20 protein-coding genes are annotated in these 24,823 nt (G+C 48.7%); 2 read left to right on the top strand and 18 right to left on the bottom strand.

Annotated elements, in window-relative coordinates; translation table 11 throughout:
• Positions 1-276: 276 nt before the first annotated feature.
• Entirely contained in the window at positions 277-933 is a 657-nt protein-coding gene (locus ABWO75_RS06720; protein WP_353183853.1) for an MgtC/SapB family protein, read from the top strand.
• Positions 934-1,913: 980 nt separating this feature from the next.
• Here the strand turns inward: ABWO75_RS06720 and ABWO75_RS06725 are convergent.
• The 5 genes from ABWO75_RS06725 to ABWO75_RS06745 form a co-directional block, all read right to left on the bottom strand.
• Complete coding sequence (locus ABWO75_RS06725) at positions 1,914-2,198, bottom strand: GNAT family N-acetyltransferase (RefSeq protein ID WP_353183855.1); 285 nt, start codon at positions 2,196-2,198, stop codon at positions 1,914-1,916.
• A 23-nt stretch (positions 2,199-2,221) separates the two neighbouring features.
• On the bottom strand, positions 2,222-2,572 hold the full coding sequence (locus tag ABWO75_RS06730; RefSeq protein WP_353183857.1) for a YybH family protein: 351 nt from the start codon (positions 2,570-2,572) through the stop codon (positions 2,222-2,224).
• A gap of 88 nt (positions 2,573-2,660) precedes the next feature.
• Complete coding sequence (locus ABWO75_RS06735) at positions 2,661-3,377, bottom strand: 3-ketoacyl-ACP reductase (RefSeq protein ID WP_353183859.1); 717 nt, start codon at positions 3,375-3,377, stop codon at positions 2,661-2,663.
• Between the two features lie 137 nt (positions 3,378-3,514).
• A complete protein-coding gene (locus ABWO75_RS06740) occupies positions 3,515-3,838 on the bottom strand; it encodes a nuclear transport factor 2-like protein (RefSeq protein WP_353183861.1) in 324 nt (107 codons plus the stop codon).
• Positions 3,839-3,872: 34 nt separating this feature from the next.
• Positions 3,873-4,667: an SDR family oxidoreductase gene (locus tag ABWO75_RS06745; RefSeq protein WP_353183863.1), complete on the bottom strand. Its 795-nt coding sequence runs from the start codon at positions 4,665-4,667 to the stop codon at positions 3,873-3,875.
• A 121-nt stretch (positions 4,668-4,788) separates the two neighbouring features.
• On the opposite strand from ABWO75_RS06745, the gene ABWO75_RS06750 reads away from it, so the two are divergent.
• Positions 4,789-5,160 (top strand): winged helix-turn-helix transcriptional regulator, encoded by a 372-nt coding sequence (locus ABWO75_RS06750; RefSeq protein WP_353183865.1) that lies wholly within the window; start codon positions 4,789-4,791, stop codon positions 5,158-5,160.
• A gap of 319 nt (positions 5,161-5,479) precedes the next feature.
• On the opposite strand, the gene ABWO75_RS06755 is transcribed toward ABWO75_RS06750, so the two are convergent.
• From ABWO75_RS06755 to ABWO75_RS06815, 13 genes are all read right to left on the bottom strand, one after another.
• Complete coding sequence (locus ABWO75_RS06755) at positions 5,480-6,643, bottom strand: alpha-hydroxy acid oxidase (RefSeq protein WP_353183867.1); 1,164 nt, start codon at positions 6,641-6,643, stop codon at positions 5,480-5,482.
• Positions 6,640-9,063 (bottom strand): phosphoenolpyruvate synthase, encoded by a 2,424-nt coding sequence (ppsA, locus tag ABWO75_RS06760; RefSeq protein WP_353183869.1) that lies wholly within the window; start codon positions 9,061-9,063, stop codon positions 6,640-6,642. Before ppsA ends, ABWO75_RS06755 begins: the two co-directional genes overlap by 4 nt.
• Before the next feature lie 38 nt (positions 9,064-9,101).
• Positions 9,102-9,863 (bottom strand): SDR family NAD(P)-dependent oxidoreductase, encoded by a 762-nt coding sequence (locus ABWO75_RS06765; protein ID WP_353183871.1) that lies wholly within the window; start codon positions 9,861-9,863, stop codon positions 9,102-9,104.
• A gap of 101 nt (positions 9,864-9,964) precedes the next feature.
• Positions 9,965-10,735, bottom strand: a complete 771-nt coding sequence (locus ABWO75_RS06770) for a creatininase family protein (protein ID WP_353183873.1) — start codon at positions 10,733-10,735, stop codon at positions 9,965-9,967.
• 11 nt (positions 10,736-10,746) lie between these two features.
• Positions 10,747-11,145, bottom strand: coding sequence for a RidA family protein (locus ABWO75_RS06775; RefSeq protein WP_353183874.1), 399 nt, complete (start codon positions 11,143-11,145; stop codon positions 10,747-10,749).
• Between the two features lie 30 nt (positions 11,146-11,175).
• Positions 11,176-12,042 (bottom strand): fumarylacetoacetate hydrolase family protein, encoded by an 867-nt coding sequence (locus ABWO75_RS06780; protein WP_353183876.1) that lies wholly within the window; start codon positions 12,040-12,042, stop codon positions 11,176-11,178.
• Between the two features lie 24 nt (positions 12,043-12,066).
• Positions 12,067-12,813 carry an SDR family NAD(P)-dependent oxidoreductase gene (locus ABWO75_RS06785; protein ID WP_353183878.1) on the bottom strand — a complete coding sequence of 249 codons (747 nt, stop codon included), beginning with the start codon at positions 12,811-12,813 and terminating at the stop codon, positions 12,067-12,069.
• A gap of 4 nt (positions 12,814-12,817) precedes the next feature.
• On the bottom strand, positions 12,818-14,158 hold the full coding sequence (locus ABWO75_RS06790) for an MFS transporter (protein ID WP_353183881.1): 1,341 nt from the start codon (positions 14,156-14,158) through the stop codon (positions 12,818-12,820).
• 30 nt (positions 14,159-14,188) lie between these two features.
• Complete coding sequence (locus tag ABWO75_RS06795; protein WP_353183885.1) at positions 14,189-16,165, bottom strand: metal-sulfur cluster assembly factor; 1,977 nt, start codon at positions 16,163-16,165, stop codon at positions 14,189-14,191.
• 22 nt (positions 16,166-16,187) lie between these two features.
• On the bottom strand, positions 16,188-18,197 hold the full coding sequence (locus ABWO75_RS06800) for a metal-sulfur cluster assembly factor (RefSeq protein ID WP_353183887.1): 2,010 nt from the start codon (positions 18,195-18,197) through the stop codon (positions 16,188-16,190).
• Between the two features lie 138 nt (positions 18,198-18,335).
• Positions 18,336-19,898 (bottom strand): SusD/RagB family nutrient-binding outer membrane lipoprotein, encoded by a 1,563-nt coding sequence (locus ABWO75_RS06805; protein WP_353183889.1) that lies wholly within the window; start codon positions 19,896-19,898, stop codon positions 18,336-18,338.
• Between the two features lie 80 nt (positions 19,899-19,978).
• Positions 19,979-23,374 carry a SusC/RagA family TonB-linked outer membrane protein gene (locus ABWO75_RS06810; protein ID WP_353183891.1) on the bottom strand — a complete coding sequence of 1,132 codons (3,396 nt, stop codon included), beginning with the start codon at positions 23,372-23,374 and terminating at the stop codon, positions 19,979-19,981.
• A 232-nt stretch (positions 23,375-23,606) separates the two neighbouring features.
• The gene (locus tag ABWO75_RS06815) at positions 23,607-24,767 is read right to left on the bottom strand and encodes a FecR family protein (RefSeq protein WP_353183893.1); all 1,161 of its coding nucleotides are present in this window, start codon (positions 24,765-24,767) and stop codon (positions 23,607-23,609) included.
• Positions 24,768-24,823: the final 56 nt, after the last annotated feature.

The raw sequence follows: 24,823 nt of genomic DNA on the forward strand, positions 1-24,823 counted from the left end.
TTTTGGCTGCGTTTAGGCTTCAGCGGCAATGAGCGATCGATAAAATTGAACCTTCATCCACTGGCTGTACTTCTTCCATTTTAACTGAGGTGAGCTTCCAAATCGTTTCTCGGTTACCGGTAAGCCCAATACCACAACTAATAATATGGGCAAAACAACCGAAGGGGTAAACTGTTACATTAATGTAGCATTTATTGGGTGAGTACTGGGTTGTTAATAAATACCGGGCGGAATTTCTTCGGAAGATTTTGATTTGATAATCGAAGGTAAACAGTTATGGAAGAATTAAACCAGCACTTTCAGCAAACAGATATATGGAAAGCGGCCACCTCAATAGTTGCGGGTGTGATATTGGGGTACGAGCGTGAAAGCAAAGACAAGTCAGCGGGCTTGAAAACAATCACAATCATTACCGTTGGGTCGGCATTGTTTGCTATCCTATCACAGAACTACAGCGGAAAGGGCGATAGCTTTTCTATTGCTGCAGGAATTATAAGTGGGATAGGGTTTCTGGGCGCTGGCGTAATTTTCAAAGAAGGATTTACCATCCATGGGCTTACCACGGCAGGGATAATTTGGGTGTCGGCAGCGATAGGCATGGCCATTGGGTTCGGCGAATTCTACATTGGGGGTATCTTTTTGATAACAACGGTGATTATTGTCCACGTAACACGATTGGTTGGTAACCTGGTAATACCCAATAACAGTACAAAAGCGCTTAGAATTACACTTAACGCGGAAAAGGCCGAGAAAAGGTTTGACATCATTGACCGGATTAAAAAGTATACCATCTATCAAAACGTGGTTAAAACCGAAAGGAATGACAATAATGAGTTAATCATTGACATTGAAGTGCACGTTCGGCAGAAAGACATCCGAACACTTGAGGAATTTCTATTCAAAAGCAATGATATTCATACCTACGTGATATAAGATGATCCCTGAATAAAACCTCGCCCCCCCTATGGCAGTTGGTTTAGCATACTAAACCTGAAATGACGATGGTCAGTACCATTTCAGGCGTTGGAGATCACAATGAAATCGCTAAAGCAGCGGGACATGATGAAAGCGATTGGATTTAGAGTAAATTCAACAACCCCCGGAGGTTTAGATCCGGGGGCGTCAACAATTCAACTATATTGCTGAGAACCAAATTCGGTTACAAAGATATTTTCTAAATCCGAAATTGCAAGAGGTAAAAAAAATGGCGCCTCGCCAAAGCAGGGCTGCGCGCCATCAGTTTGACGGCGAAACCTAAACCTGAGACCTACACAAAATCAATGAATACCTGCGAGTGATGAGGATTTAAGTTGATGATCGTCGGCCTAATGTGATATACTTTTAAGCACCCAGCCATTTACATCCAGATTCCACTCAAACTTCAGTAAGTATGCATGCGTTTCCGTAAGACTTAAAACGCCATAGCAATATACCTCGAATTCCGTTCCCCTTTCTGGAGATACAGGTAATTTTGCAAGCGCATCTGTTAATATGCAAACTGGAATGTTCATGCCTCACAAATCAAACAATAAGCTTGCCAAAAAGCAATTTAACAACATAAAATACTGTTACTCAACACCATCTACATACTGCCTCAGGGTTAAATTGCCCGATACGCTTTTCATGGAATCAATGATACGGGCTGATGCCGACTTGTAAGCTTCCCTGAATAAACCGCGGCTTGGTGCCCGATGGCAACCCATTGGTTTTACAGCGGAACCGTGGGTATAGGTGTGTTCCAGACATAATCGCTAACGGTCACCAAGCGGATTGATGTTTCTTGTGTAATTTATCACCAATCGTCCCCCGGGGGGGATAATTTCTGGATACCGTAATCTGATCTACCTAATGAAAGGGTTTATATTGGTATCAAAGGTGTAGTAGTTTGAAGCTGCTTTAGCCACGACAGTAGTTTATGTCTTCAATACATCCTGAATATCTTCCAGTTTTTTGAATAGGCTTGCCGCAAACGGACATAATGGAATGATCTTGATGTTTTTCGCCCTGGCCATGTCTACGATTTTGTATAGCATTTGCTTGCCCACCCCTTTGCCGTTGTACGCCGGCTCAACTTCGGTATGGTCTATGATAATCAACCCTGTGCCGGCGATGGAATAGGTCATCATCCCTGCACGTTTACCGTCTTCCTGCGCCGTGGCAGCGCCTTTGGAACCGTTCTCTTCCAATAGTATTTCCATCGTTGCTTTTTAAGTGGCCTATACTATTTTTCAACTGCTATTATCGGCTGGTCTATAAGCCACTTCCAGGTTCCGTCCGGCTGTTTCCGGGCTATTTCTGCAGTAACAGTTCCATTGATCAGTCTGGAAGAGGTGAGTGCTATATCTTTGTTTATAAGTGGTGGGCGCTGTACACCTTTTTCAAATTTCGGATTACTTGCTAAAAGTTTTGCGTAAAAGCTGGTAATGGCTTCCTTACCTTGCGCGACGTTGTTTTCGCCAATTGCCAGCACCGCGCCATCTTCATATAGGGAAACCAATTTTTCTAAGTCGCCGGAATTTATATATTTTAAAAATAAGTCGGTAATGTCTTGTGGGTTCAATGCCTTTTCCATTGCTTTATTTATCAATGTGTTATGCGTATAGGATCTGATTTTTCTCAAAGAACAACGGGCTTTTGTTTCTTGTGCCAACAAAACCAGGCTACGGGTTTGTACTGAAAATCGATCCATTGGCAATCAGCGCACGGCGATTCATCTTCAGGATATCCAATACCCACTGTGCAAAATCTTCGGGTTGCAGCACTTTTTCGGGATTGCCGTCAGTTAATTTGAGCTGTATGCTCATATCGGTAGCAATGGTGCTCGGGGTCAGTGTAATCACGCGGATATCATCTTTACGCCATTCGGCCATCATCGACTGCGAAAGGGATATCACCGCCGCTTTGGATGCGGCATAGGCAGACATACCGCCCCCGCCTTTCAGGCCGGCGGTAGAGGCCACGTTTACCACATCTCCATGTCCGGATGCTTTCAGGTACGGATACAGGGCCTTGGCAACGTAATACACACCGTAAAAGTTGATATCAAATACTTTTTTAAAATCGGCCGAGGGCATCTCTGTCAGGGTACCGAATAACCCGACTCCGGCATTGTTGATTAAAATATCTACGCCGCCCAATGCGTCGGCCAGCTTATTGATGCCGCTGTTCACATCGGCCTCATTTGCTACGTCAAATGCCGCATAGTGCGCCTCTACGCCATGATCGCGAAGCTCCGACACCGCCGCTTGCAGGTTTCCCTCATGTTGTCCGGTAATACCAACATGAACGCCCTCAGCGGCAAGGGCCAATGCTACTGCTTTGCCCAAACCGCGGCTTCCGCCGGTTACAATTGCTTTTTTTCCTTTTAGACCACTCATCGTTAACTTTATTTGTTGTTCGTTCAAAAATAGGAATATTCCGGGGAAGTACCGCTTCCGTTCCGGATGGATGCAGGCAGCAAGGAGGTCAATAGACAATGTCGCATCGCGGTTTCACAATACGATCGGGCGTGCCCCTACCCGGTGATTTTCAACGACTGTATTTGCTCACCCGTGAACTCGAAATGGTAGTTCAACAGAACAGGGCTACCGTCAAAGGTGCCTGAAACCGATGCTTTCAAAATAAGGGTTGTCCCGTTCTCTTCAAAGTTGACCGGTTTCATAATGGTTTTGTATTTTTCGTTGGCATCTGCGATCCAATATTCAATTTCCCTTCGCCCGTTGTATGTCTTTCCCTCATCTACTACAACGGCCGTTTCAGCAAAACAACTTGCATAAGCGGTACTGTTGTAGCTATTTTGTGCGTTTACTAATTTTGCTATCACTTTTGGCAGTTCCATAGCTCTGAATTTAATCGTGTTTAAGGAGTTTATTTTAAATCGTCGGAATTGTTCCGCCGTCAATGACATACTCTGTGCCTGTTAAATAACTGGCTCTTGGCGAAACCAAAAAACCAACCAGTTCGGCAACGTCCTGGGGTTGCGCCGGTCTGCCAATCGGTATTCCGCCCAGGCTTTTCATGACCTGCGCGATGGCTTCTTCTAGGGTAACCCCTGTTCGTTCCGCAATTTCATTCATCATACCGGTCGCACCGTCTGTTTGAATCCATCCCGGCGAAACGGTTAACACCCGGACGCCTTTTGGTGAAACTTCGTTTGCCAAATTTTTACTATAATTGATCAACCCTGCTTTAGCTGCGGCGTAGGGCAATGTGGAATCGTACAGGGGCAAGCGGCCTTGGATTGATGCGATGTGAATGATAACACCAGTCTGCCGGGCAAGCATTTGTGGTAAAAAACCCCTATCTAACCGAACCGATGCCAGCAGGTTCGTTTGAAGGCTTATTTCCCAGTCTTCGTCCGTTAGGGTTGTAAAGCCGCCTCCCTGCGTTTGAGACGAACCCAGGTTATTTACCAAAATGTCTAACCGGCCAAATGTTTGCAAAACATGCGAAACCACCTTTTGTGTACCGGCGGATTGACTTAGATCTGCCGGAATAAAATGCAGTTTTTCATTGGGCTGCTCGGGTGTATTCCTTGCGGCGATGATAACGGTTGCGCCTGCGTTTACTAACCGTTCGGCGATGGCGCTTCCTGCCCCTTTGGTACCGCCCGTTACCAACGTTATTTTACCTGATAATTCATTATTGAAATTAAATACCTGTGCCATTTGTATAATTTTATGCAAAATTGACGAGTAGATTCCGGTGTGGCAAGTACGGAAAAACGAATTGCATAGGGATAAATTTTTCCCTATTGCGCATTTTGGGGTATTGGGCTACATTTGTTCGATGTATGAGCGAAAAATACCATTAAGCCTCAATTGCGGCTTGGATTTAATCGGCGAAGTGCTTTATGGCAAATGGAAGATCCGTTTGCTGTGGTTTATCAACGAGGGACACAAACGTCCGAGTGAATTGCAGCGGAAAATTCCGGGTGCTTCACGCCGGGTGTTGAATATGCAGTTGAAAGAATTGGAAGGGCATGAGTTGGTAGCTAAAGTTATTTATCCGGTTTTGCCGCCTAAGGTAGAATACAGCCTTACCGATTTTGGCCAGACGTTGATTCCCATCATTGCTAAACTCGGCCAATGGGGTGATGAAAACGAAGTGCATTTGCGAAATGTGATTTTGAAACGGCTTTCGGACGTACCGAATGTGTAAGTTCGGGGTTATAGCCAGCGAGGATATCCAGAGCAAGGTAATGCGTATGGAGGCATAACGTAAGTTGGTATAAAAATGTGGGAGCATTTTGACAATTTGGGGCCTTATGAATCCAATCTTATTGACACAGCAAATCAGTCGATCGAGCAAACTATCTCGACAATAAAGGCCGTGATTGAAAAGAACATTCCCTACTCACGGTTTGATGCGATACAGCCATCTCGACAACTAATAAGCGTTCTTTTCCAAGACGGTAACAAAATCGTCTTGGAAAAGAACGGCTAGTCCCTGATTATTACGTCGACAAACCTGCTACACCTTACAGCGCCGGTATCCGTGTTCCGGCCAAATCCGCAACGTTTTCGCAGCACAGCTGCTCCATTACCTGCCTGAACTGTGCCTTCAGCATTCCGATGGTATGGTCGCCCCCCCGCCGGCCGAGGGCGGCAACACCGTACATAAACGGACGGCCCATGAAAGCAAACCGCGCACCGCAGGCGAGCACCCTGGCGATATCCGGGCCGGAGCGGATACCTCCGTCGACCATGATAGGCAGCCGCTTGCCGTAGGTGCTGGATAACCGTAGCAGTGACTTAACCGACGACTCCCCTGCATCGACCTGCCGGCCGCCATGGTTGGAAACGATGATGCCGTCGACACCAAGATCAATGGCACGCTCGGCATCTGCTTCACTTACAACTCCCTTGATCACTAACTTACCCTTCCAACGCTCGCGGATGGCGGCTATCTTATCAACATCGACCCGGCCGGTGAAGGTCATATTCATGAACCGACCGAGCTGCGCCATGTCCATATGCCGCTCCATATACGGCTTCAGCGTGGCAAATTCCGGAATCCCCGCGCGGAGTGTTTCCATGCACCATGCCGGGCGCACTGCCGCCTGGACAACGTTGCGAAACGTCATTTTGGGGGGCATGGAAAGCCCGGAACGGATCTCCCGGTAACGTAATCCGAACGAGGGCACATCCACCAGCACAACCAGTACCGGGCATTCCACCGCCTGTAGGCGGTCCAGGATCGAGTCCCGCAGGCGGTCTTCGGTGGGGTGGTAGAGCTGGAACCAGGCACGCCCCCTGGAGACTTCCGCAATCCGCTCGATGCTGCCCGTGGACACTGTACTCAGGATATACGGAATGTTGTGTTTTAGCGCCGCACCGGCCAGTATTTCCGGCGCATTGGGCCACATCAGCCCCTGCAGCCCGATCGGCGCGATGCCGAACGGGGCGTCATAGACGTGGCCGAACAGTTCCGTCCGCATCGTCATCCCCGCGTAGCGCTTAAGATACTGCGGCATCAGCTCGATGCTCTCCAAGTCGGCCTCGTTGCGCCGGAGGTTCACTTCTTCGTTGCAGCCGCCCTCCAGGTAGTCAAAGGCGAATTTAGGAATACGGCGGCGGGCTTTCCGCTTCAGATCGCCGACTGACGGATAACGCCGGTCGTAATTGAATGGTTCTTCTTTCATAGCTTTACGTTTTGCTGTCCGATGGAAGAAACCGCCCGGATGGTCTTCAGCAGCGAATCGGGTGTAACCGATATGCTGTCTATCCCCTGCGCTACCAAAAACTGGGCGAAGTCAGGAAAGTCCGACGGGCCCTGGCCGCAGATTCCTACCTTTACGTTATTCCGCTTGGCTGATGCAATAAGGTTCGATATCATTATCTTGACGGCTTCGTTGCGCTCGTCGTAAAGTTCTGCCACGAGGGCGGAATCACGGTCAAGACCCAGTGTAAGCTGCGTGAGGTCATTTGAACCGATCGAGAACCCGTCGATGTGTTTGGCAAACTCATCAGCCAGGATGATGTTTGAAGGCACCTCGGCCATCAGATACAGCTCAAGTCCTTCCCTGCCACGTGCCAGACCGAATCGGTCCATTGTTTCCATCACTTTAAGCAGTTCATCAGCCGTGCGGCAGAACGGGATCATCACCGCAACGTTGGCAAGGCCCAGCTCCTCGCGGACCGCCCGGATCGCTTCGCATTCCAGTCCGAATGCCTGCTTATAAGCCTCAGAATAATACCGGCTCGCACCCCGCCAGCCAATCATCGGGTTCTCCTCCACAGGCTCAAAATAGGAACCCCCAAGCAGGTTGTAGTACTCGTTCGTCTTGAAATCGCTGAAACGGACGATCACTTTTTTTGGATAGAACGCGGCGGCAATTTTGGCGATACCATAGGTCAGCTTTTTAACAAAAAAATCCCGCTCATTCTGATAACCGGTAATTCTTTTTTCAATTTCAGAGGTAAGCGCCGCATCATCCAGCCGTCGGTGGTTCAGCAGGGCCAATGGATGTACCTGTATATAGTTATTAATGATAAATTCTTCCCTCGCAAGCCCCACGCCGTTGCAGGGGAGGTGCGAAAAACGGAAACTCATCGATGGGGAGGCAACATTGAGCATCAGCGGAATACTGGTAGCAGGCAGTTCGCGCAGGTCGTATTCTACTTTTTGGAAGTCGACCTCCCCTTCATAGACAAATCCGGTTTCGCCCTCGGCACAACTCGCCGTAACCGTAAGACCCTGCTCCAGGATTTCCGTCGCATTGCCGCAACCAACAATAGCCGGAATTCCCAACTCGCGGGCAACGATGGCCGCATGGCACGTACGCCCGCCTTTATTGGTGACAATGGCCGAAGCTTTCTTCATGATCGGTTCCCAATCCGGATCGGTCATATCGGTCACAAGTACATCTCCTGCGGTAAACTCATGTCCGTCAATTACGCGCTTGTCCATTGAAAACAGGATATTAACCTTCCCGGAGGCGACCCGGTCTCCTACTGCGATGCCACGGACGAGGATTTCTTTTGGACTTCCTGCGATCACGTATTCCGTAAAGGTATGATGGTCCCGGCGCGAGTGGATGGTCTCCGGACGTGCCTGCACGATGAAGAGATCCCCGCTTAAACCGTCCACAGCCCATTCGACATCCATCGGCGTCCACCGGTCTTTGAGGCTGGAATAATAGGTTTCTATTTTGACGACCCATTCGGCTAATAAATGGACCATCTGGTCATTGATGCAGAACCGGTGCTGGAAACTTTTTTCTGTCGGGATTATCCTGACACGCTCGTCGGGCTTGTCCCCGTACACCATCATCTTATCTTTTACCCCCAGTTTCTTTTCAATGATGGCATTGAAACCCGCCTGTAGCGTGGGCTTGAATACTATGAATTCATCCGGGGATACCGATCCCTGTACGATCATCTCGCCTAGTCCGTAGGAACCGTTGATGATAACGGCTTCCCTAAAACCGCTTTCCGTATCCAGACTGAATGAAACGCCGGAGGCCCCCAGATCGCTCCTGACCATCTTTTGGACGCAGATGCTTAGCCCGATTGAAAAGTCATCGTAACCGAACGAACGCCGGTAGCTGATTGCACGGTCAGTGAACAGCGAGGCAAAACAATTCCGGACCGCATCCATAAGTGCCACCGGACCCCGTACGTTCAGATACGTCTCCTGCTGACCCGCGAACGAGGCATCCGGAAGATCCTCCGCCGTAGCTGAAGAGCGTACTGCAACATCCGTAAATTCCTGGTTGTAGTTACCGGATAAAGCCCGGTAAGCGGCAACCACTTCTTCGCTCAGCGCTTCGGGAATGTTTCCGTTTCTGATCAGCGTCCGAACCTGGAGCCCGCCACGGCGAAGGGATTCCAGGTTATCATAGTCGATGGAATCGATGATTTGCCGGACGTTGGTTTCCAGCGCATTGCTGGCAATGAATTCGCGGTAAGCAGCTACCGTGATAACAAATCCGTCGGGAATCCGTATCCCCAGCGGCGTGAGGTGCTGGAGCATCTCACCCAGCGAGGCATTTTTGCCGCCTACCTCCTCGATATCGCGGATGCCTACTTGTTTAAGACCAACTGTAAATATTTTTTGCATAAGCGTTGTTTGTTGAAGTAAATTAAATTAATGATATATCAGGTGTTCAGCTTCAGGAAGCCTCCGTCGATGGGATAATCGCAGCCTGTAATGAATGAGGCCTCGTCACTGCATAGGTAGAGGGCAAGGGCAGCAACCTCATCCGGACGCCCCATGCGGCCGATAGGCTGCGTATGTGACAGCTTTTCAAACATCTCTAGCTCGCTACCGGGGTAATGCTTGGCCAAAAAACCGTCTACAAACGGGGTGTGGACCCGCGCCGGTGAAATAGAGTTGCATCGGATATTGGCGTCAAGGTAGTCCCGCGCAACAGAAAGGGTCATTGCCGCTACGGCCCCCTTGGCAGCGGAATATGCAAACCGGTCGGCCAAACCCACCCACGAAGCGATGGAGGCCAGATTGAGGATGACGCCCCCGCCGTTCGCCCGCAGCAACGGGATCGATGCGTGAAGGCAATGATACATGCCGGTGACATTGACGTCCATCACACGGGCAAAATCCGCCGGTGCGGTGGTATCGGCTTTCCCGATGTGTGCGACACCCGCACAGTTGATCAGGATATCGTGTTTTCCAATATGTGTAAAGACCTGCGCTACGGCACGGTGATCAGTGATGTTACATAAATGGAAACCGCTACTGCCCCCCTTTTCACGGATCTCAGAAGCAACACGGGCACCGGCCTGATCAACGTCGATCAGTTGCGTGTCCGCTCCGCGATTTGCAAACAGCAGTGCAATGGCCTTCCCTATGCCACTGACACCTCCGGTAATGACTGCCTTTTTGTTTGTTAATGTAAACATGAATATGATGGAATGCGTTTCATAAAAAGGACGGCCACGGGACGGCGAAACCGGTCCACATGCCGACCTCATTTTGGAAGACTGGCTAACTAAAGGAACGTCTATTTGGTTACCCCTTCGATGGAGTAGAGGTCCAGCACGAGTTGGCTCAACGCCGCGACCACACGTTCCTGGATCCGGATTCCCTTTTCTGCCGAGGCAAATGTCGGATCGCCGTAGACACCGTTGGGCGTCATGGTTTTCATCGAACGGTAATAGGAAGCCTTTGCGCCATACAGCATATCGCCCTCCGCCCATTGGAACGTGGCTTCGTTTGCCCCTTTTTTGATTTGCAATCGGTCTATCAGTTGCGGAGCTATCACTTCGATGAGCGACGTTTCAAACTCACACGCATGGCCTGTTCCGCCGGGCCCTGTTTCGGTGATACCCTGCAATTCTCCCTTGGCTAGGTTCCACCAGGTTGCTCCCACGATATGCAGGCCTGGGTTCGCATAACCCAATTCTTCTACGATCACCTGCATGATGCCCTGATTTCCCCCGTGGCTGTTAAGCAATATCACTTTAAAAAAACCGTGGTGGTGTACGGCGGATATGACTTCTTTGACAACCGCAGCGAAGGTACTGTGGCTGAGCGTTAATGTTCCGCTGAACTCCATATGGTGGTCAGAGCAGCCGATGGCAAGCGCGGGCAATATCAACACCTTGGCTGCCAATTGCTGATTCAGCAATGTCGAAAAATGCTCCCCAATAAGCCTGTCGGTGGCGACGGGGAGATGCGAGCCATGTTGCTCGGTTGCTGCAATATTTAACAGTACAGGAATCCGCCTATCCAGTTCGGAAAGCCTGGTGGATGTCAGTTGGTCCCAAAACATATCGTTTGAATTTAAGTCGTTGGAATTTTTGCGACAGCATCTATTTCTATCTTTATACCGAAGCCCAGGCCCGATTGTACGGTGGTACGGGCAGGTTTAGTACTTGGGAAGTAAGTCGTGTAGACGTCGCTGAATTTTTGCCAGTCATTGATGTCTGCTAAATATACGTTGCATTTCACGATGTCTTCCATGGTGCCGCCGGCTGCCTGTACGAGACAGGAAATATTATGCAGTGTACGGTGGGTTTCGTCTTCAATACTGCCTAATAAAAACGCTCCGGTTGAGAAATCCACCGGTCCCTGTCCGCTGATATAAAGCCAGCCGTCGACAGTCACGGCATCGGAAAACGGCCATATCCTGTCGTTGACGGAAGTGCGTTCAGGGTGGATAATTTTTTCTTTTTTTTTCATGTCTTTTATTGCTAATTGGAAAATAGTGGGTTATAAAATGTAATTCGTTGAGAACGGAACAATGTTTTGACCGGATGACCCCAACCCGTCGATGCCTAATTCAACCCGGTCACCCGGCTTTAAAAATGTTGGTGGATTTAACCCCATTCCCACGCCGCTTGGTGTACCGGTGGAAATGATGTCGCCGGGGAGTAAGGTCATAAAACGGCTCAAATAGGAAATGATCCGGGGAATCCGGAAGATGAGCTGGGACGTATTGCTTTCCTGTATCGTCTTACCGTTGACCGAAAGCCACATCGCAAGGTTATGCACATCGCCGAGTTCGTCTGGTGTTACCAAATAGGGACCCAGCGGGGCAAATGTGTCGCAGCTTTTACCTTTTACCCACTGTCCCCCGTGTTCGAGCTGGAATGCGCGCTCGCTGTAGTCGTTGTGCAACAGGTAACCGGCGACATGGTCCAGGGCGTCTGACTCATCAATGTAACGCGCCCGTTTGCCAATTGCCACGGCGAGTTCGACTTCCCAGTCGGTCTTTGTACTGCCACGGGGCAACATCACGTCGTCGTTTGGTCCGCATATAGCCGTGGTGGATTTGAAGAAAACCACCGGCTCTTCGGGAATGGGTAGGTTGGTTTCGATCGCGTGGTCGACGTAGTTCAACCCAATGCAAATAAGTTTGGAGGGACGGCATACGGGAGCGCCAAGGCGCACGCCCTGTGGTACCGGCTTAAGTAGCCGCGGGTTGGCATTGATAAACGCGCGCAGCCGCTGTAAGCCATTGGTTTCAAAAAATTGCTCGGTATAGTCTTCTCCGAAAGCAAAGACATCTGTCAATTCACCGTTTACAAAAGCCCCGGGGCGCTCCTTGCCCCAATCACCGTATCGAAATAGTTTCATAATCAGGTTAATAAATGTGTGTGATTAATACGTAGCCCGCCCTCCGGAAAGGTCGAATGTAAAGCCCGTGGTGAAACTGCATTGGGGCGACACGATAAATGCCGCCATATCTGCCGCCTCTTCCAGGCTACCGCAGCGCTTCATCGGGATTTTATCGGTCATATACTTCACTTGTTCTTCCGGCAACGCCTCGACCATCGCGGTCTGGATAACCGCAGGTGCCAGGGCATTCACTGTTATGCCGGTACCGGCGTATTCTTTACCCTGTACTTTGGCCATCCCGATTACAGCGGATTTGGAGGCCGAATACGCTAACATTCCGGCGTTGCCTTCTTTCCCTGAAATCGATGCAATATGCAGGATACGGCCATAATGCCCACGAAGCATCACAGGAAGAACGTACTTGGAGAGCAGGAATGATCCCTTGAAATTCACGTCAAATACGCGCTGCATATCGTCCGTGGAAACTTCATGGCTTTTTATATTGGTCTGACCGGTGATGCCGGCACAGTTAACCAGGATATCAATAGCCTGATACTGTGCCACAACGGTGTCGATACATTCGGACACCTGCTTTTCGTCGGTAATATCAATCACATAGGATTGGCTATCCGACTGGAGCTTGCCGTGGATCTCCGCAAGGCCTTGCGCGTCCCTGTCCAACAGCGCGAGTTTGACGCCCGCTCCAGCTAATTTGGCGGCGATGGCCGCACCAAGTCCGGATGCAGCGCCGGTCACTATGCCAACCTGACCACTAAATGTTGTATTCATAGCTTTATGTATTTTGATGTGTAACGTCTGGTGTGCTGGTAATATCGCTTAGCGCCACCACCTGTGATTTTCTGGTTAACAGATGGATAATGCACCAGGCAAACAGGTAGGTAAATCCGCAGATCAGGAACAGCAGGTTGTAGCCGTCTGCAAGGTGACCACTCAGCTTGTACCGATCGAGTATATAACCTACAAACAACGGAAACAGCATGCCCCCGACGGCACCTGACATTGCGCCTATGCCGGTCACCGAGCTAACGGCCTGCTTGGGGAAGAGATCCACTACCAGTGTAAAGATATTCGTGCTCCAGGCTTGGTGAATGGCCAGGGTGAAACTCAATATACCCACAATCATCCATGCATTGGTGGCATATTGGGCTAGCAGCACCGTAAGTTCCAGTACGGCAAAAAGAAGGAGTGCGAATTTCCGTGCTTTTAGCGTTGGCCAACCCCGCTGGATCAACCAGGAAGAAAAATAACCGCCCCCTACACTACCCACTACCGTCATTGTGTAGATCACCATCAGTTCCGGGCTGAGCTCCTTCATGTTCAGATCGAAGCTGAAAGCGAAATAAGACGGCAGCCAGAACATGAAAAACCAATAGATGGGATCGAGCAGGATTTTGCCCGTGATAAACGCCCAGGTCTGTGGAAACGAAAATAATTTAAACCATTTAATTTTGACGGTTGCTGCTGATGCTAATGGCTTGGAGCCGGGCTGCTGATCTTCGTGGATGTATGTGTATTCCTCCTGCGTCAATCGTTTGGATTTTGCCGGGGTATCGTAAATTATTAACCAGCCAAGAAGCCAGATAAATCCGAACATGCCGGTTATGATGAAAACTTCATGCCATCCGAATGTATTCAGGATTAGGGGGACGAGCAGTAAGGCGATGATAATGCCTGCGCTGGTTCCTGCGTTAAATAAGCCGGTGGCGAAAGCACGTTCCTTTTTGGGAAACCACTCTGCAATCGTTTTCATACCCGCAGGCACATTCCCGGCTTCTGTCAGCCCTAACCCGATCCGTGCAAGTCCAAAGCCTAACGCACTTCGCGCTGCCGCATGAACCATACTCATGATACTCCATGTGGAAACGGCGATGCAATATCCGGTCTTTGCCCCTATCCGGTCGATCAGCCAACCCCAGGATACCAGGCCCACGGCGTATGCACCGGTAAAAGCCATAACCATATAGGCAAAGTCGGTTTCTGTCCAGGTAAATTCGTGTTCAAGTACCGGTTTCAATAGTCCCAGGATCTGTCGGTCCAAGTAGTTGAAGGTGGTGGCCAAAACGAGGAAGGTAAGTACGAGCCAACGGTAGTTTTTTATTTTTTTGGTTTGCATTGTTTCTGAATTAGTTACACGTCCGCTTGATTAGGCAAGGCCCAATTTCTTGCGCCCGACATCGGTGAGCCGATTCGAGTTCCATCCGGGATACCAGGTTTGCTCCATGATGACTTTGCGCACACCCGGAACGGCGTATAGTGCTTCGGGAATTGTCTTTGAAAGCGTACTGTGCACGACGTTGGAGCTGTACATAAAGTATTCGCCGAGCGGTCGGCCGCGGTGGGGCATGGCAAACACCACTTTTACAACCCCGCCCCGGACGGCAATGTCGTATACAAAGCCGAGGTCTACGACGCTGATATCAGACTTATAAAGTTGGGGGTCTTTAACTTGCTGTAACGCTTCCCACAGCAATCGTTTATCGACCGGACTGTCTCCGCCTTCCGACTTGCGCGCCAGACGCGCCGGCGTTGCGCCGGTGCTGCCGGTGGCTGCCGGCAATTCGCCCCGGGTAGCAGTGAGCGGATTGCGTAGCTCACGGCGCATTTCTTCAAGGGTGGCTGGACCGGTCTCCATATCAAACGGGATGACGGCATAGGCATTTTTTTGGCGCAATACCGCGCCCTTGGGGATTGTCTTCACGGTTTTTGGAACCGGATAGCGGCTCCAAATCTGGCCGTGCCATTTGTAGTACAGCTGCGGCGACCCGTTATGGCTCAATTCGGGTAGCCCCTCCGCTGCATGTTCGAGAAACAGCCCCATGAATGAATCTTTGGTATCCTGGTTGAAAAAGCCGATGCCCCAAAGGTCGTTCCCCTGCTCGGCCGGGACCTCGCCGATTTTCAGCTTGCCGTCTGGGCCCATCCACATGATGTCGGTAAACGACTGACCGGTGATTACCCATTCATCGTCACGCAGGGCTGCGGGCTCGAACTCCTTCACCGCTGTCATCCGGCCAAGCTTGTGGAAATAAGGAAGCCCGGCATAAAACCTGTACTCGATATCGACGTGTAGTCTTGCGGGCGAGAAAATCGGATGTACGGGGGAATATGGGAATCCCCAACGACGGACAATGGTACAGATCGGCCCTTTGACGACTTCGAAATCGGGACATTCGTCCCAAAGTGATATCCGCATTTTCTGGAATCCGTCTTCGGAAACATAGTCATGAGCCCAGTCAATTCCCGCGGGCTCCCCATGCCCTTGCCCCCCGGAATAAATCTCCAGCCAATGCTCCCGCTTGATGATCATCTTGGCAAGCTGCCCGGTCTGCCGGGATAGTATGGCTTTATAGTACTCGTTTTCGATGTCTAGGCCATACCCCTCTCCAGATACATTGAGGTCGGTTTGGTAATTGGGCAATTCGGCATCGGGATTACCATAAAACACCAAATAGGTGCGCTTGTCATGGCCGCCGCTGTCTGCGAGGAAAAGTAGTTTGCAGATCCGCTCATCGTCTCTGCGCACTTCGCAAAGGACCTGTGAAATCACTTCGGTCAGTTTGCCATCTTTCACTTCGGCAATACGGAGCTCCCGAGTTAGGGAATCAACCTGCGCGTGGGGGAAACTCAATAATACTTCTACCGGCTCTGCACGCCGCGTAATCCCTGCTTTTTCCGTTAAGCTGACCACCTTATAATAGTTCCAGCCTTGCGCCCACGTTTTCCAGGCTTCAGGAAGTGTGGCTACAGACCCGTACTCACTTGCGGCGACTAACGGTTTACCAAGGTCTTCCTCGTCGTGCTGGGCCTGGATCTCCGAAATGCGGAGTGAATTGGTAATGGCACGCGCCAACCGGTAATCTTTTCCTTCAAGGGCACGATTCAGCAGCTGAATTTTTTCTTCAAAACTGTCGTTCTGCCGGTTGGCCACGGCCAGCCGTGCCGCCGATTTCCCGAATGTTGACTTTTCGTTTGCTGCCGTTGCTATGTTCGGTAACGTGAGTCCGGCAAAACCCAAAAGGCCCATTCCAAGGAATTTTCTGCGCTTTAATTGCATTGGAGTCGACTCGGCCAGTGGTAACTGTTGCTCCGGGGTATGTTCGTTGTTATATGCTTTCATCATGATCATTTTGAGTTGGATGGCGTCAAACGCCTAATTTTTTTCGGGCTTCCCCTGTGATAAAATTGGTATTCCACTCCGGGTACCAGGTTTGCTCAACCACCACGCGGTTGACCCCGGAAATTGACATGAGTGCTTCGACAATGGTTTTGGATACCGCGCGATGTACGCTGCTGGAACCCCAGACAAAAAAACTCGAAAGCGGCCTCCCGCGGTGTGGCATGGTCATCAGTACGTTGACGATACCGCGGTTGACCGATAGGTCGTAGATGTACCCGAGCTCGACAATATTGACATCGGAAATGTATAACTGCTGGTCCTTGCAGTCCCGTAAGGCCGACCACAACGCGGCCTTGTCAACCTCACTATCAGCAGCCTCTCCTGGGCGGGCTAAGCGTGTACCGGCAGCTGCGGCGGTAGTGCCCGGGGTGATAGCCGAGGCCGTGACGGCCATCTGGGCCAATAGTTGCTTACGAAGGACTTCAATATGTGCCGGCCCTTCTGTCGCCGTAAATGGCGTGATGGTATAGGCGTTTTTCTGATGCAGTACGGCGCCTTCGGATACTTTTTGGTTCCTTTCTAATGGATAGCGGGACCAGGTGGTTCCGTGCCAATTGTAATAAAGCATCGAGTGGCCGGTGTGTAAGGGTTCGGGAAGAACCGCTGCGGTATGCTCGAGATAAAGAGCAACAAACGCGTCTTTGGTATCCCGATTGAAATAGCCGAAACCACCGACATTGAATTTATTGGCTTCGTCAATCTCTCCCAGATTGACTTTTCCATCGGTACTGATCCACAAGCTATCGTTAAAAGGCTGTCCGGTAAAAACCCACTCGTCGTCCCGCAGCGCTGTCGCAATAAAGTCCTTTGTTGCCCGCATGTCGCCGATCTTGTAGAAGTAGGGTTGAGCGGCATAAAACCGGTATTCGATGTCTATTAAGAGCCGCGAAGGGGTATAAATTGGATGAAGAGCGGAATACGGAAAGCCCCATCTTCTGACGATGGTACATATAGGGCCCTTTACGATTTCGAAGTCGGGGCACGTACCCCAATACTGGATCCGGGCTTTCATGAAATTGTCTTCAGTTACATAATCATGTGCCCAATCAATGCATGGAGTTTCGCCGTGGCCGGGGCCTCCGGCATATAGCTCGGTGCCGTGCTCCCGCTTGAGGAGCATCCGTTCCAATTGCCCCGTTTGTTCGGAGAGATAGGCGATATAATATTGGTTTTCAATTTCAAGTTTGAATCCTTCGCCCTTTACGGATAAGTCAGTTTGGTAATTGGGTAATTCTGCATCGGGATTGCCATACAACACCAGGAACTTCCGCTTTTCGCGTCCGTTATTATCCGCAAGAAACATTACGTTGCACAAGTATTCTTCCCCACGCCTCACAACGCCATATACCTGCGAGGTAACCTCCTTCAGCTCGCCATTGGTAATCGCTGCAACGCGGATTTCCCGGAACAGGTTGGAGACTTGGTCTGCCGGGAATGCCAGCAGCGCCTCCACGGGCTCGGCTTTTCGGGCGATGCCCGCCGATTCAGCTACGCCAATGGCTTTATAGTATTTCCAGCCGTTCGCCCACGCTTTCCATGTTTGGGGAAGTGCTGAAACTTCCCCGTATTCGGTGCTGCCTACCACAGGTTTTCCGATGTCACCATCGGTGACCTGGGCTTGGATAGCAGAATTCCGGATGGAATCTCCAAGGGACCTAACTAATCGGTAATCACCTGATTCCCAAGCTTTTTTTAGCTGACCCATTTTAGTTTCAAAACTGTCGGATTGCTTCGACATCAGGTCATTGACCGCCCTTGATTGATTTCCTGCAGACGTCGTGTGACGACTATCTACAGACGGCTTGGCGGTGTGTGGAATACCCGTTGCAGCAAGGCTCATCAAACCCAACTCCAGAAACCGACGCCGCTTTATTGCGTTTTCGCCTGCGGCACCAACACTAAGATTTTCTTCTTGGGTACCGGCCGCGTCCGGTGTTGAATTCCGGTTAACCGTATTCGAATCTCTTTTTGTCATTTTGGTGTGGATATACAAGTAAACAATTGATTTATAGAAAATTACAAAATTAAACAAGATGTATTTTTTGTAAAAGGTGTATGATGCAGCTTAATAAAGCCACACGATAGTATGATATGTCGGTTACTTATCGAAAGATTACTTAGACATCGACTGATCCCACCACAAACGCGTGGCAACATTATCTGGACCTCCTCCCAATAAAGGGACAGCGGCTTCCACAGCGGGACCATTCGCAATAATCTCTCTATCAAGAAAAGAAATCCTGCGGATCATTTGATCTGGCGCGATATCTGGATTTTGTGAGCTCATTAATGGATAAAATTTCGGGTAACCTGATCTTCTGATTTCCGACCAGGCCTCATGCGACTCGGGATATAATGCCAACCATTTCTGTGTTCCAATCTGCTCGCGCTGTCTTTCTTCATTACTTTCGAACTTAACCGGGATATCTGTTAATGGCGGGGTTTCGAAGTAATTTTCTGGAGCAATCGGTAAGTTTGTACCGTTAATGTAGGAAGTGATTACCGCATCATCATCGATATCATGTTCCCGCATGGACGTTTCGATTCCCTTTTCATAGAGTTCCTGGGCGCTGCCTTCCATAGCCCAGCCGTTTAGTGCACCCTCCGCCCGTAGAAAGTAGGCTTCAGAGGCATACATTGCTACCTGTGGTGTGGTATACATGTTTTCGGGCAAGTACTTCGGGCCTACAGTAGAATTGGCATTCACACTGTTTTGCGGGATATTTTGTTGTGCAACCGTCATGCCGTTACGAACACCGTGATATTGGCCGTCTTCCGGTGCCGGACTGAAATACACGGCTAACCGCGGGTCGTTATATCCTTTGAGCAGGCTTTCCATCGCTGCACTCATACGGGAACCGTTTCTGCCGATAAAAGCATTCAGCCCATTAGGGAAGTTTGCCGAGGTCTTAAAATAGGCGCCATCGTCTACCGCTGTCATTACACCGCCTGTTACAGCTTTTTCAGCCTCTTCTTTTGCTTTTTCTGGTTCGACATTGGAAATCCGCAGGGCCAGCCGCAGCCGAAGGGTATTGCCGAATTTGAGCCATTTGGAGTTGTCGCCGCCGAAAATCAAGTCTTTGTCTGCGAACGACGGCTTGGTCAGATTGTTTTGTAAATCGGCAGTAGCTTCATCCAGTTCCTTAAAAAAATCATAATATATATCCCTTTGGCTGTCATAATGGACAACCGTGGTATCCTGACCGATCTTAGAATATGGAATTGGCCCGAAATAATCAGTCAACCGGTGGAAGGTATACACCTTCCAAATGCGTGCGATGGCGTTGATTGTCGGCTCGCTGCCATCGTTGGTTGCCTCAATGATGTTAATTAATTTCGGCATGACATTAATGTACGTTCCGGGCCAAATATCCATCCATCGCTGGACGATAACGTACCGATGAGATTCCTGGGCGGGGTTGGTTCCTGCAAAATGCTGGGAATATACACCGGCGAACAGCATCATGGTAGTTTCGTTATAACTGACACCAAGTCCGGATACCAACGCCCCGGGGAATAAACTCCGGAGGTCAGGCGAACTCAGGTCCTTTAGTCCTGCTGGGTCCGTATTAATTTCTTCAAAATTTTTAGTACAGGAGACTAACAGGATGAGGTTGATCAGGCAAAGGAACACCCGCCTTATTTTCTTGTTATATAACAATGTGCTATAGTTCATCGTATTTTAAATTAAGCCGTTAACAAATGATAACTTTTACGAAGCTTATTATGAATACTCGGTTGTATTCACGAAAAAATTTAGAAAGACAGTTTTAAGTTAAGTCCGATATTCCGAGTTGTTGGTAACGAAGAATATTCTAAGCCGCCTCTATTTGTAGTTGCTGTCGCAATTTCTGGATCGTATGGTGCATATCGCTTGATAAAGAATAGATTCCGTCCAACAAGGGATATTTTTGCTCCGCGGATAAATCTTGAATTTCCAATAATACCATATGGCAGACTATAGCCTAAGACGATCTCACGCACTCTTAGATTGGTTGCTGAAAACGCGTAGAAGTCCTTAACCGGTGTCCGATTTCCCAGGGATTGCCAATAGGTCTCAGCTGTTATGCTTTTCGTATTTGGTTGTCCGTCCTCGGTGTATGCATCCAATACAAGTCCACCTTCACGCCCCCAAAGCGAATTAGCGGAATTTCCGCTCGCATCCATTGCCGCCTGGGTACCGGCTACTACGGTTCCGCCATTACGATAGTCTATCAGAAAACTAAGGGAAACCCCCTTGTACTGAAATGAATTATTAACTCCAAGTAAGTAATTTGGATTGTAATTACCGGCATAAGCTGTCTTAGCCGTAACGATAGGAACGCCATTCACATCCACCAGTCTTCTACCCTGCTCATCCTTTTTCCATTCAGCCATATACATTCTTCCATAACTCTCTCCCTCTTCTACGGTTTCCAGCACCTGCCTATCGTCGCCTAATACAGCTGTCTTAAGCCTGTCTGACAACCTAATAACCTTATTGACATTTTTTGAGAAATTAACCATAATGTCCCAGGAAAATGCCGATGTCTGAACAGGAGTACCGCTTAACATGAGCTCCACGCCACTATTTTGTATTAAGCCTGCGTTTATGTACTGGGCGCTATACAGTGTCGCGTTCGGAACTGCCAATGAAATTAACTGGTTTTTCGTTTGGCTTAAATAATACGTTGCATCAATACCAAGTCGATTCTGGAAAAACCGCCAGTCCAGCCCTGCTTCGTAGGAAGAGGTGAGTTCAGGCTTATAATCTCCCAGCGACCGGGTAGACGGTGTGTTTATCACTCCGCCAGCGCCAACCGTGAAATAATTCGCGGTGAGATATTGCTGTCCGCCATAACCTGCATTTGCATATGTGAGTCTGACTTTACCATACGAAACCCATGAAGGAAAATTAAAAATATCCGTTAGAATCGAAGTCAAACCGATGGACGGATAAAAATAGGACTGATTTTCTTTCGGAAGCGCGGAAGACCAATCATTACGCGCGGTGATATCTAAAAATAGATAATCTTGATAGGAAAGCGTAGCCGCAGCATAAACGGACTGAACCTGTGGAGTCCGACCATATCGGTTTGTTGTCCTGGGATTCTTTGCATTACTCATAAAAAAGTAATCGAGCTTGTTCAGTCCGTTAGCAACTGTCAAAACAGATTCGTATTTTGTTTCCTGGATAGCTCCGCCAAGGAATCCGCTTAGCTTAATGTTGTTGGTGAAATCCTTCCGGAAAGACAGCAATGCATCTAAATTTGAAGCATTACGATTGCCTGCATATAAATTGTAAACGTTTCCGTTACCAGACAGCTCATACGAATCCTCATACATCTTTTCTTCCGTATTTTCGTCCGTCCGATCAATACTTCCCCTCAGCTGCAAATCCAACCAGTCGGTAAATTGGTACTTTGCACTAATCAATCCCAAAATCCGGCGTTTCTGTTCAAAAAAGAGTTGCCTGTTCATTTTCCAATATGGATTGGAGAGGTATATTGATCCGGGTCGCCAGTAGCTCTGTTTGCGGTTACCAAGCTCATCAAAGTATTCGAATTGCTGCATTTCACTTAGTGGAATGGATGCGGGCGCGTGATATATGCTTCCCGTTGCATCGTTTCGCTCTCCGGTGAACGGCTTATTGTCCACATTCTCGATTATATAGGTGAGCTTGGAAAAAAACGAAAGCTTTGAGGAGATTTGATTGTCAATCTTCAGATCAAAATTATGGCGATTTAGTTCATGGTTTCGCAAAATCCCCTGTGCCTTATTGTGACCATATGAAAAATAAGTTTGCATGTTCTCACTTCCTCCGCTTATTCCAAGAGAGTTGCTTAAACTTGTTGCACTCCTGTAAAAATCTTTAATCCTGTTTGGTTGGCCTTTAAGGGGCACTTCGTTGCCGTTCCATAATGTAACCAGTTGACCGGTTGCTTTAGGACCCCAACTCGTCTCTGAATTTGCATTAAATTCACCTCCTGCTCCCTGGCCATATTCAGCTTGCACTTCTGGTAGAATAAAAGGTTGGTCAACTGAAAAATTCCCGGTATAATCGACCGTAATCCGTCCAACTTTCCCCCGTTTGGTTGTGATGATGATCGCACCGTTTTGTCCCTGACTGCCATAAAGTGCAGCAGCAGAGGCGCCTTTCAGCACCGTCATCGACTCAATATCGTCGCTGTTCAGCATTCCTATCCCATCACCGCCATCACGTCCGCCATGGGTGCCGCCTGTTCCTTGTTCGCGGCTGGTATTGTCCATGGGAACCCCATCTATGACATATAATGGTTGATTGTTGCCGAAAATTGATCGATTACCGCGTAACAGAACTTTCGATGAACTTCCAGGACCAGTTGCGTTTTTTGTGATGGTTACGCCAGCAACCTTTCCCTGCAGGGAGTTAATCAAGTTGGTTTCCTTGGCCTCATTGAGCTGTTCGGCTCCGATCGTCTGTGACGAGTAGCTAAGTGACCTTGCTTCTCGCTTAATACCGAGGGCCGTCACCACGATCTCGCTCAATTCGGAGCTCTCGCCCTGCAAAACCACATCGATGGTTTGGCGTTGATTGACGGCTTGCTCTTGGGATGCATAACCCAGGTACGAGAAATGAAGCACAGCATTACTGCCTGGAATTTGTATGGAATAATTACCGGAATCATCGGTCTTGGTCCCCGTAGTCGTATTACCAACCATAACCGTAACACCGGAAAGTGGCTCCCCAGTGTTATTTGTTACTTTTCCACGCACAACCCTTTCCTGAGACAGCGTGCTGGCAGCCGCTTTAACCGGTAATGCCGACCGTGGTGCTGCTTTCATCCGAACGATAATCATCTCCCTGTCAACAACATACGTAAGCGGTTGATCGGAGAAAACCTTAGCCAGTGCTTCCTCTAACTCTAAATTTCTAATATTAACGGTTACAGGTACAGCTATTTCCATCATCCGGTCGCTGTAAACAAAATCATAATTGGTTTGCTTACGGATTTCCTGAAATATATCAGTTAATAGCGCATTGTTCTTGGTTAACGTAACGATTTGTCCGTAGCTCTCGGCATTGACCTGCAACATGCCTAATAGGATGACCAATGTCGTAAGTTTCATGGTCACTATAATTTTTACAATAGGTCTTAAAGAACAATATTGTTCCTTATAATAAAAATCCATAGATTTGAACGGTTTAAATCGTGAAGTGCTAATATCACAGCTTGAACACTTCACAGATGTTCATTATTAAGTTATTTACGGATCCGGTTAACCCGGATGGATAATGAAGGACTGAAAAATGGCTGGGAGTGTTGAAGGCGCTCTCAGCTTTTTTTATTCCCTGTACTTCCGCCTTAAGATGAGTTGTAATTTTTTTTCATAATTGCGGTTAATTTATTTGGTTAGTAAATTTTTAGTACTGCCTCTGCTTTACTAATACGCGATTGCCGGTAATCTCAAAATGAACCAAGTTGGTCGACTCCAACGCATATAGAATAGCGGAGAGCTTTTTGTTACGTGATACCTGACCTGTAAAGGTCTGACTTGTATCAAGTCCGGCATCGTAAATAATTTCTACATTGTACCATCTCGCAATTTTGTTCATGAGCCCTCCTAACGGTTCCTTATTAAAAACAAAATCACCATTCTTCCAATCTATGACTTCTAAAATATCCACCTCGTTTACGGTTATGCTCCTTTCCGTGAGTACCGATTGTTGACCAGGCCGGATAACCACACCTTCTGTTCGCTGTTGATTGCCCTTATCAATTGGGGTAATTTTGACGCTGCCCGATAACAGCGATGTCTTAACAAACGAATCGTTACTGTAGTTAGATATATTAAAACTTGTACCCAAAACCTCAATATCCTGTTTGTCGCCGTGCACGATAAACGGCTTATCGGGATCTTTGACTACTTCAAAATATGCCTCGCCCGTCATTTCAACCCGCCGTTCACTCGTACCTACAAACGAAGATGGAAACGTTAATGAAGAAGCTGCATTTAACCAAACATTCGTCCCATCCGCCAACTGGACGTGATATTGCCCCCCTTTCGGCGTTTCGATAGTGTTATACTCGATTTTCCTGGACAGCTGATCCGCATCTGCCGCCACCTTATAAACTAACCGGCCTTCCGCGTCTTTTAAAATCATTAAGCCCGACTCATCAACTAGCGTACTTTCATCTTCCCCTGACAATGCGATCTGTTTCCCGTTGCCTAATGTCAAAACCGCAACGTTTGTACCGGGATCTACATCGTTTTGTACGTAATTTGACAACGTGGTATCCCGCTTTGACTGATAGAAGTATATCCCTGCTAAAATCCCAACAGCCAACATCGCGGCGGCCGCGATGGCAGGACGAAAAGATATCCGGCGAGACCGACCTGCATCAAGATGTTTGCTTATCCTCTGCTTGAACCGCTCCTCGGCCGCAGACAGATCGAATTCGCTTAATCTGGAATCGGGATCCTGCTCAAAATCGTGAAACCACTTTTGGAGCAACATAATTTCCTCTTTGGTACACTGTCCTGCACGATACCGTTCCAGCAATTCTTTTGCGTCTCTATCCATACCTTACTATGACGATTACCGCTACGTGGAATGGGTACAAGGAGGTGATTTTTTTT

The sequence above is a fragment of the Parapedobacter lycopersici genome, assembly GCF_040395035.1.
GTDB classification, from domain to species: domain Bacteria; phylum Bacteroidota; class Bacteroidia; order Sphingobacteriales; family Sphingobacteriaceae; genus Parapedobacter; species Parapedobacter lycopersici_A.

What these genes read in the sequence shown, in the direction of transcription:
- ppsA (WP_353183869.1), bottom strand. Translation starts at nt 9,063, where the DNA reads ATGCAAAAAATATTTACAGTTGGTCTTAAACAAGTAGGCATCCGCGAT.
- ABWO75_RS06805 (WP_353183889.1), bottom strand. Translation starts at nt 19,898, where the DNA reads ATGAACTATAGCACATTGTTATATAACAAGAAAATAAGGCGGGTGTTC.
- ABWO75_RS06775 (WP_353183874.1), bottom strand. Translation starts at nt 11,145, where the DNA reads ATGAAAAAAAAAGAAAAAATTATCCACCCTGAACGCACTTCCGTCAAC.
- ABWO75_RS06785 (WP_353183878.1), bottom strand. Translation starts at nt 12,813, where the DNA reads ATGAATACAACATTTAGTGGTCAGGTTGGCATAGTGACCGGCGCTGCA.
- ABWO75_RS06800 (WP_353183887.1), bottom strand. Translation starts at nt 18,197, where the DNA reads ATGACAAAAAGAGATTCGAATACGGTTAACCGGAATTCAACACCGGAC.
- ABWO75_RS06735 (WP_353183859.1), bottom strand. Translation starts at nt 3,377, where the DNA reads ATGAGTGGTCTAAAAGGAAAAAAAGCAATTGTAACCGGCGGAAGCCGC.
- ABWO75_RS06725 (WP_353183855.1), bottom strand. Translation starts at nt 2,198, where the DNA reads ATGGAAATACTATTGGAAGAGAACGGTTCCAAAGGCGCTGCCACGGCG.
- ABWO75_RS06755 (WP_353183867.1), bottom strand. Translation starts at nt 6,643, where the DNA reads ATGAAAGAAGAACCATTCAATTACGACCGGCGTTATCCGTCAGTCGGC.
- ABWO75_RS06815 (WP_353183893.1), bottom strand. Translation starts at nt 24,767, where the DNA reads ATGGATAGAGACGCAAAAGAATTGCTGGAACGGTATCGTGCAGGACAG.
- ABWO75_RS06765 (WP_353183871.1), bottom strand. Translation starts at nt 9,863, where the DNA reads ATGTTTACATTAACAAACAAAAAGGCAGTCATTACCGGAGGTGTCAGT.
- ABWO75_RS06810 (WP_353183891.1), bottom strand. Translation starts at nt 23,374, where the DNA reads ATGGATTTTTATTATAAGGAACAATATTGTTCTTTAAGACCTATTGTA.
- ABWO75_RS06795 (WP_353183885.1), bottom strand. Translation starts at nt 16,165, where the DNA reads ATGATGAAAGCATATAACAACGAACATACCCCGGAGCAACAGTTACCA.
- ABWO75_RS06740 (WP_353183861.1), bottom strand. Translation starts at nt 3,838, where the DNA reads ATGGAACTGCCAAAAGTGATAGCAAAATTAGTAAACGCACAAAATAGC.
- ABWO75_RS06720 (WP_353183853.1), top strand. Translation starts at nt 277, where the DNA reads ATGGAAGAATTAAACCAGCACTTTCAGCAAACAGATATATGGAAAGCG.
- ABWO75_RS06770 (WP_353183873.1), bottom strand. Translation starts at nt 10,735, where the DNA reads ATGTTTTGGGACCAACTGACATCCACCAGGCTTTCCGAACTGGATAGG.
- ABWO75_RS06730 (WP_353183857.1), bottom strand. Translation starts at nt 2,572, where the DNA reads ATGGAAAAGGCATTGAACCCACAAGACATTACCGACTTATTTTTAAAA.
- ABWO75_RS06745 (WP_353183863.1), bottom strand. Translation starts at nt 4,667, where the DNA reads ATGGCACAGGTATTTAATTTCAATAATGAATTATCAGGTAAAATAACG.
- ABWO75_RS06790 (WP_353183881.1), bottom strand. Translation starts at nt 14,158, where the DNA reads ATGCAAACCAAAAAAATAAAAAACTACCGTTGGCTCGTACTTACCTTC.
- ABWO75_RS06780 (WP_353183876.1), bottom strand. Translation starts at nt 12,042, where the DNA reads ATGAAACTATTTCGATACGGTGATTGGGGCAAGGAGCGCCCCGGGGCT.
- ABWO75_RS06750 (WP_353183865.1), top strand. Translation starts at nt 4,789, where the DNA reads ATGTATGAGCGAAAAATACCATTAAGCCTCAATTGCGGCTTGGATTTA.